At 36.7% G+C, this 7,518-nt stretch carries 6 protein-coding genes and 1 pseudogene; 6 read left to right on the top strand and 1 reads right to left on the bottom strand.

Annotated features, from left to right (window positions below):
• Positions 1-14: 14 nt before the first annotated feature.
• The 6 genes from HMPREF0518_RS10335 (at position 15) to HMPREF0518_RS06665 (ending at position 6,958) form a co-directional block, all read left to right on the top strand.
• Positions 15-2,012, top strand: a complete 1,998-nt coding sequence (locus tag HMPREF0518_RS10335; protein ID WP_020828965.1) for a PTS fructose transporter subunit IIABC — start codon at positions 15-17, stop codon at positions 2,010-2,012.
• Between the two features lie 203 nt (positions 2,013-2,215).
• Positions 2,216-2,488: an ArsR/SmtB family transcription factor gene (locus tag HMPREF0518_RS06685; RefSeq protein ID WP_003630183.1), complete on the top strand. Its 273-nt coding sequence runs from the start codon at positions 2,216-2,218 to the stop codon at positions 2,486-2,488.
• Positions 2,489-2,750: 262 nt separating this feature from the next.
• The gene (locus HMPREF0518_RS06680) at positions 2,751-3,668 is read left to right on the top strand and encodes a metal ABC transporter solute-binding protein, Zn/Mn family (protein ID WP_003627330.1); all 918 of its coding nucleotides are present in this window, start codon (positions 2,751-2,753) and stop codon (positions 3,666-3,668) included.
• A gap of 31 nt (positions 3,669-3,699) precedes the next feature.
• The gene (locus HMPREF0518_RS06675) at positions 3,700-4,347 is read left to right on the top strand and encodes a metal ABC transporter ATP-binding protein (protein ID WP_003630181.1); all 648 of its coding nucleotides are present in this window, start codon (positions 3,700-3,702) and stop codon (positions 4,345-4,347) included.
• Entirely contained in the window at positions 4,347-5,141 is a 795-nt protein-coding gene (locus tag HMPREF0518_RS06670; protein ID WP_003627328.1) for a metal ABC transporter permease, read from the top strand. Before HMPREF0518_RS06675 ends, HMPREF0518_RS06670 begins: the two co-directional genes overlap by 1 nt.
• Before the next feature lie 434 nt (positions 5,142-5,575).
• The gene (locus tag HMPREF0518_RS06665) at positions 5,576-6,958 is read left to right on the top strand and encodes an L-cystine transporter (RefSeq protein ID WP_003627327.1); all 1,383 of its coding nucleotides are present in this window, start codon (positions 5,576-5,578) and stop codon (positions 6,956-6,958) included.
• Positions 6,959-7,184: 226 nt separating this feature from the next.
• Here HMPREF0518_RS06665 and HMPREF0518_RS09820 read toward each other — a convergent pair.
• A pseudogene (locus tag HMPREF0518_RS09820) lies at positions 7,185-7,518 on the bottom strand (transposase); the annotation flags it as partial.

The following is a 7,518-nucleotide window of genomic DNA, read 5'->3' as shown; positions in this document are numbered from 1 at the left end:
GGGAGAAAGGATATATGAGAATTAAGGACATATTAAGTCCTGAGTCCATGATTATGGAACTCAAGGCTAAGAATAAAGAAGATGCCATTAAGGAAATGGCTGACCTTGAAGTTGCAACCGGCATCGTTAATGATGAAGATGCATTCATCAAGTCTATCTGGGACCGTGAAAATGAATCTACTACCGGTATTGGTGGTGGAATCGCAATGCCTCACGCACGTAACAAGTCAATTAACAAGGCTCGTGTATTGTTTGCTAAGAGTAAGGAAGGCATTGACTACAACTCACTTGATGGTCAACCAGTTCACTTATTCTTCATGATTACTGCACCAGCTGGTGCTGATAATATTCACCTTCAAGCTTTAGCTAAGCTTTCTGGTTCATTAATTGATCCAGAATTAGTTGAAAAACTTAAGGCTGCTAAGACTCCAGAAGAAGTTATCGACCTTTTTGAAAAGGCTGAAACTAAGAAGGACGAAGAAGACAAGAAAGCTGCTGAAGCTAAAAAGGCTAAAGAAGCTGCTAAGGCTCAAGGTAGTTCAGATGATGATAACAAGCCTTTAATCGTTGGTGTTACTGCATGTATCAACGGTATTGCCCACACTTACATGGCTCAAGAAGCTTTGATCAAGGAAGGTAAGAAGCGCGGTATCGAAGTTAGAATCGAAACTAACGGTTCTGAAGGTGTTAAGGATAAGTTAACCCCTGATGAAATTAAGCGCGCTAAGGGTGTTATTATCGCTTCTGACAAGAAGGTTGATATGCCACGTTTTGACCGCAAGCACTTAGTTAACCGTCCAGTTGTTGATGGTATCAACAAGCCAGGCGAATTGATCGATGACATTATGGATGACAAGGCAGATGTTTACCACGCAAGTGCAGCTGATAAATCAGCTGAATCATCAAGCACTGAAAAGCCAGGCTTATGGGCAGGCATTTACAAGAACTTGATGAACGGTATCAGCCACATGCTTCCATTCGTTATTGGTGGTGGTATCTTAATGGCCGTATCATTCATCGTAGAAAACTACATGGGTGGTCCTAAGACACCAGCATTCGTATTCTTAAACAATGCCGGTAACTTGGCCTTTGCCTTCATGGTTCCAGTTCTTGCTGCTTACATTGCCGAATCAATTGGTGATTTACCAGCCCTTATGCCAGGTTTCGTTGGTGGTTACATGGCTGCGATTGTTAACGGTCAATTCCAAGTTAACGTTCAAGCACACACAACTTCACCAGCTGGATTCTTAGGTGGTATCGCTGCTGGTTTCATTGCAGGTTACTTAATGGTTGGCTTGAAGAAGCTATTTGCTAAATTACCTCACTCAGTTGAAGGTATGAAGCCAATGCTGTTCTACCCAATCTTGGGCTTGCTGTTAATTGCAGCTATTATGTTCTACATCATTAACCCAATCTTTAGTGGTATTAACTTTGCTATTACCCACTTCTTAAACGGTATGGGTACTGGTAACTTGGTACTTCTTACCACTATCTTGGCAGGTATGATGTCAATCGATATGGGTGGTCCTTTCAACAAGGCTGCTTACGTATTTGCTTCAGGTGCCTTTGCTAACGATCCACACTCAGCTACTGCTGCTATTTTGATGGCTGCAGTTATGGTTGGTGGTATGGTTCCTCCATTTGCTACAGCTATCGGTACTACATTCTTCAAGAATAAGTACACTTTGGAAGAACGTCGTGCAGGTGTTTCAAACTGGGTATTAGGATTCTCATTCATTACTGAAGGTGCTATTCCATTTGCAGCTGCTGACCCAGGTCGTGTAATTCCTTCATGTATCATTGGTTCAGCTGTCGGTGGTGCGTTAGTTGGTTTATGGCACGTTGGTGTTCCAGCTCCTCACGGTGGTCTTTGGGTATCACCACTTGCTGGTAACATTGGTGGACCAAGTCACATTTTGTTCTACTTCTTGGCAACTATTATCGGTTCTGTTGTAGCTGGTTTGGTTATGAGTTTCTGGAAGAAGAACGTTAAAGACGATCCTAACGAATAAAAAAGCGTAATTGAGTAAAATAATTTAAGTTATTAATCAAAAAATGCTACATTATGTAAAAAACGTATTATAATATAAATACCTTGATGATCTCTACTTAAATCAAGATACTCTGTTATGTTTTGCGCTACCTTCGGGTAGCATTTTTTTGTGAGAAAATTAAAGGGATAAAATAAGCTAAAACTAGTAAGTAGGTGAAAAAGTTGAATGATCAAATTATCCGGATCACTAGGGCTCTCAATCATCCAATCCGTATTCAAATTCTTTATTATTTAAATGATCATCAAAAAAGCAGCGTAAATAATTTAGTTAAACAATTCGATGTTAGCCAGCCAGCTATTTCACGTCATCTTAGAATCTTAGAGGAAGCTAAGCTGGTTAAAAGTGAACGGGTTAAGCAAGAAAAATACTATAGTTTAGCTGATAACCATATTATTAAAATCTTGGATGTTTTGCGTCAGCACGTCAAAGAATAGTTTGAGTTTGACAAGTATATAAAAATATGTTTATATAATGATGTCATTCTAGAACAAAAGCATTTAAATAAAGTTCAGCAAATTTTACATTTTAAGTATTTCTTATAATTTATAAGTTTTTATTGATAGCATCAGGTCTAAGCGACTCTGGTGCTATTTGGGTACGCTTAAAAATATTGACACGGTTATCAAACTAGCTTATTCTAACTTTAAGTCAGAAAAGAATTGCTGAATAATCTTCTGATTTAAATGCTTTTTTTGTATGGAGGAACATGTATTGAAAAAAATTAAATCTAGAATTACTAAGTCACTTTTTATTATGGGATTAATGGGCATGATTATGCTTCTAGCTTCTGCGTGCTCAAATAAAGACCAAGCTAAAACTAAGTCAGATAAAGTTTCTATTGTCACTACGACTAATGTTTATGCAGATATTGCCAAGAACGTTGCGGGTAAGTACGGCAGTGTTCAAGCAATTATTAAAAATAGTGCAACCGATCCGCACGATTTTGAACCAACTACTGCCGATGCTAAGAAGTTAACTAATGCCAATATTATTGTTGCCAATGGCTTAGGCTACGATAGCTGGATGAACAAGTTAGCTAGCTCAGTAAGCAAGAAGCCTGTCTTAGTAGGTGAAGACTTAATGGGGCTCAAGAAGGTCGACAACCCTCATATCTGGTATGATTTAGATATGCCAACCAAGTATGTTAACTACTTAGTTAAGCGTTTATCTAAGTTAGACAAAAAGCACGCAGCTTACTTTAAGGAAAATGGTGACAAGTACTTAGCTAAGATTGCTAAGGTTAAGCAAATTGCCAAGTCAGCTGATAAGAAGAACAATAAGCCCGTCTTTGTTAGTGAACCTGTTTTTGATTATGGTTTAGAAGAGGCTGGCTACAAGATTGGTGACAAGGAATTTGAAGAAGCTATCGAAAATGGTACTGATCCAAGTCCTAAGATCATCAACAAGATGACTAATGAAATTAAGGACAAGAAGATCGCATTCTTTGTTAATAACACTCAAGCAAGTAGTTCAACTGTGACGACTTTCGTTGAGCTTGCTAAGGAAAACAGTCTACCAGTGCTCAATGTGCGCGAAACAATTCCAAATCATATGACTTACTTAGATTGGATGAGAGAAAATTACCAAAATTTAGCTAATATTAGCAAAAAATAGATAGAATTTAGCAAGTAAAGGGGATGCTAAATTGATTTTAGATGTGAATGATCTTTCGATGAGATTTGATACAAAGACCGTTTTTCAAGATATAAATTTTCATCTTGAAAAAGGATCGATGACTGCTCTACTGGGGCCAAATGGGACAGGAAAGACAACCTTAATTAAGATTTTGATGGGGATGCTTACACCAACTGATGGTAGCTATAATTTTTCATCAGATGTTAAGCTAGGATATGTGCCACAATTTAGAAATATTGATTCAGAATATCCACTTTCAATTCGTGCGTTTGTTGGTTTGAATGCACCACTTTTTAAAACCAAAAAGGTGAAGGATCAGATCGATCATAAATTGGCTGAAACTCACTTAGATCCAATTAAGGATACTCGAATGGGTGAAGCTTCAGGAGGGCAAAAGCAGCGTGCATATTTGGCACAAGCATTGCTGGATAATCCTAATATGATTATTCTGGATGAAGCCACAGCGAGCCTTGATCCGGCAGCTAAGGAAGAATTGATGGGGCTGATCAAACACCTTAATCAGGAACACAAGATTACGGTTTTGTTCGTCACTCATGATATTCCATTAGCTAAAAAATATATGACTGATTATCTCTATCTTAATAAGGGTTCAATCAGACAGGGAAAGATGAGTGAGTTTAAGGAGGATTTCGAATAATGTTTCAATATGAATTTATGCGTTATGCCTTCTTAGCAAGTACATTTATTGCGATTACCTGTGGGATTGTCGGAGTCTACGTTGTAGCACGCAGCTATGCCTTTTTAGCACATACCTTGTCAGAAATCGGTTTTGCGGGAGCAGCCTTTGCCGTGTTCATCGGTATTGCACCGTTATGGGGGATGTTGCTCTTTACGCTATTAGGTTCAATTGGTGTTGGTGAATTGTCCTTGCACAGTGATCAAAAAGAGTCTTCAATTAGTGCAATTTCTGCATTGTTCATTGGACTAGGTGTTTTATTTCTTGCCATCTCAGGGTCTAATAGCCGCTATGCAACGAATATTTTGTTCGGTAGTATCATCGGTGTAGACAAACAAGGCGTGATCCAACTGGTTGTTTTATCAGTCATTGTTTTGCTGATGATCTTGCTGGTTCAAAGAAACTTGAATTTCGATTCATTTGACCATATCGGTGCTATTGCGCACGGCATTCATACTGGCTTCGTAGGAATTGTTTTCCTCATTTCTTTAGCTATGTCAGTTGCTATTGGTGCACAAATTGTTGGTTCATTGCTAGTATTTATCTTGCTAACATTGCCATCTTCAACTGCCCGTCATATCGGCCGAACGATTCCAGCAATGATTGCCTGGTCAGTCTTCTTCGCTCTAGTAGGTGTCTGGGCAGGTCTATATTTAGGCTTTATTACTAATTGGCCTGTCACATTCTTTATTGCAACGATTGAGGTAGTGATTTACCTAGTTGCTTATGGCATCCATGTAGTTAAACATCGCTAATAAAAATAAGAAGCAGGTTGAATCTCAACCTGTTTTTTCATTGGAAAAGAAAAAGAACTACTCCATTCCGAGGAGTAGTTCTTAAATGATGTGAGAAATTTTACTTTCCATTAATTGTTATATAGTTTGTTGGACAAACTTGCAAGCAAAAATTTTAATTTTTTATTGACTTTAAGTAAGTAATTCTATATTATTACTTGTAAAAAGTAAGAAAGGAGTGAGTTAAATGTTTGTACGTCAAGAAAATTCTTGTTGTTGCATTTGTCAAAAAATTGACAATTTATTTGGCGTACAGTCATTTTCTCGCGCAAGGATTTTCTGTTTTCTATCATAAATAGGAGCTTTCCATCTGTTACAAAGATTATCCAAGGAGTCTTTGACAGTATGTGTCAATGATTCCTTTTGTTTGTTCAAAGTAATGCAAGGGGGATTTTATGCAAACATTTGTAGCGCTTATAGTAGCGATGGCTTTATTAGCTGGAATGATCTATCTTCATCATAAAAAGTGGGGATTTAATAAATTAGTATTTTTATCATTAGTTGTTGGAATTGTATATGGTATTGGTTTGCAACTGATATTTGGAGCAAAAAGTTTAGTAATTAGTCAAAGTATGGATTGGCTTTCTATAGTTGGGGATGGTTATATTTCGCTTCTTCAAATGTTAGTTATTCCATTGATTTTTGTTTCTTTAGTAGGTGCTTTTACTCAATTAAAGGTTACAGAAAAAATTCATAAGATTGCAGGAAACGTCTTAGTAGTTTTATTAGGAACAACGGTTGTAGCATCATTTATCGGTTTCATTAGTGTGGTTTTATTTCATTTACAAGGTGCCAATTTTGCACGTGGGTTAACTGCTACTTCGCAGGCGTTAACTTCAATTAGAGACCATCAAGAATCGCTTAAGAATGTAACTTTAGCACAACAAATCGTTTCATTCTTTCCCAAAAATATATTTGCAGATTTTGCAGGTATGCGAGCATCAAGTACTATTGCAGTGGTAATTTTTTCATCATTTGTCGGGGTAGCATTCTTAAGTCTTAAAAAAGAAGAAACAAAATTAGCAGAGACCTTTGCACGTGGTATTCAAGCTTTGAGAGCTATTATTATGAAAATAGTAAAAATGGTCTTAGAGTTAACGCCTTATGGAATTTTTGCTTTGATTGCTCGTGCCGCCGCTACTAATAGTTTTACGACAATGGGTAAATTATTAATATTCATTATTGCTGCATACTTTGCAGTTGGGGTAATGTTCCTAGTACACGCAGTTTTATTGATGATTAATGGAATTAATCCGATTACTTATTTTAAAAAAGTTTGGCCAGTATTGGTTTTTGCTTTTACTTCTAGAACTAGTGGAGGAAGTCTTCCCTTAAATGTTAGAACACAAAAAAATCAGTTGGGTGTGAGTGATACAATTGCTGATTTTAGTGCTAGCTTTGGTTTATCCATGGGTCAAAATGGATGTGCTGGAATTTATCCATCAATGGTTGCCGCAATCACTGCGTCTGTTGTAGGTGTAAATATTTTTTCATGGCAATTCATATTGACCTTGGTATTAATTGATGTGATTTCAAGTTTTGGCGTTGCCGGTGTTGGTGGAGGATCAACTTTTACTACTTTAATGGTTTTAGGTGCCTTAAATTTACCCGTTTCAGTGCTAGGAATTTTAATTGCGATTGATCCAATTGTAGATATGGCTAGAACGGCATTAAATGTTAATGATTCAATGCTTGCAGGGGTAATTACTGCCAAAAGATTAGGTGAATTAGATTTTAAAAAATTAAATAGTACTGCTCAAATTATGGATTATGAATAATAAATCTAAGTTTCATGACTAAAAAGTCCTAGATTGTTTATGTCTTTTACTGAATATTTAATATTAAATTTTGAAATTTGTAATAATTGATAAAGTTTACGTATTTGATTTTAACTTTTAAACACTGTCAAATAGTTTGTGTAAATAGATTTTTCTCGTAGATCGATTTTTTAATCTTTTATTGGCTCTTTGTCAACTCCTGTTGATAATGAGTAAATGAAGAGAATCAAGCAACCATTAAAAGGCTGTTTGGTTCTTTTTCTTTGTACAGATCTTCTTCCAAACGAATTCTGGTTAAGAGATTGGTAAAATTGGAATAGCCAAAAGCCGTTCGTTAGATTTGTTTGATTTTGCGATTGAAGCCTTCAAGACAGCCGTTAGAATAAGGTAGAGCTGCTCCGTTAAGCACAGCTGTTAGATTATGCTTAAAGGTTAATAGTGTTTTGTGCATTAAAGTTCCAATTTGATCTTGCCAGTTTCAACGGCTTGAATAAAGCTTTGCATCAGGTTATATGAATTCTCTAAAGTAGTGCTGGTATTAATGCTTTCTGTAACTACTT

The organism is Lactobacillus helveticus DSM 20075 = CGMCC 1.1877 (genome assembly GCF_000160855.1).
Taxonomy (GTDB): domain Bacteria; phylum Bacillota; class Bacilli; order Lactobacillales; family Lactobacillaceae; genus Lactobacillus; species Lactobacillus helveticus.
The sequence above is the reverse complement of the archived record's forward strand: the minus strand, read 5'-3'. Positions and strand labels throughout refer to the sequence as shown.

Excerpts from the sequence above, each read along its gene's own strand:
- HMPREF0518_RS10335 (WP_020828965.1), top strand. The coding sequence starts at position 15 with ATGAGAATTAAGGACATATTAAGTCCTGAGTCCATGATTATGGAACTC.
- HMPREF0518_RS06680 (WP_003627330.1), top strand. The coding sequence starts at position 2,751 with ATGGAGGAACATGTATTGAAAAAAATTAAATCTAGAATTACTAAGTCA.
- HMPREF0518_RS06670 (WP_003627328.1), top strand. The coding sequence starts at position 4,347 with ATGTTTCAATATGAATTTATGCGTTATGCCTTCTTAGCAAGTACATTT.
- HMPREF0518_RS06665 (WP_003627327.1), top strand. The coding sequence starts at position 5,576 with ATGCAAACATTTGTAGCGCTTATAGTAGCGATGGCTTTATTAGCTGGA.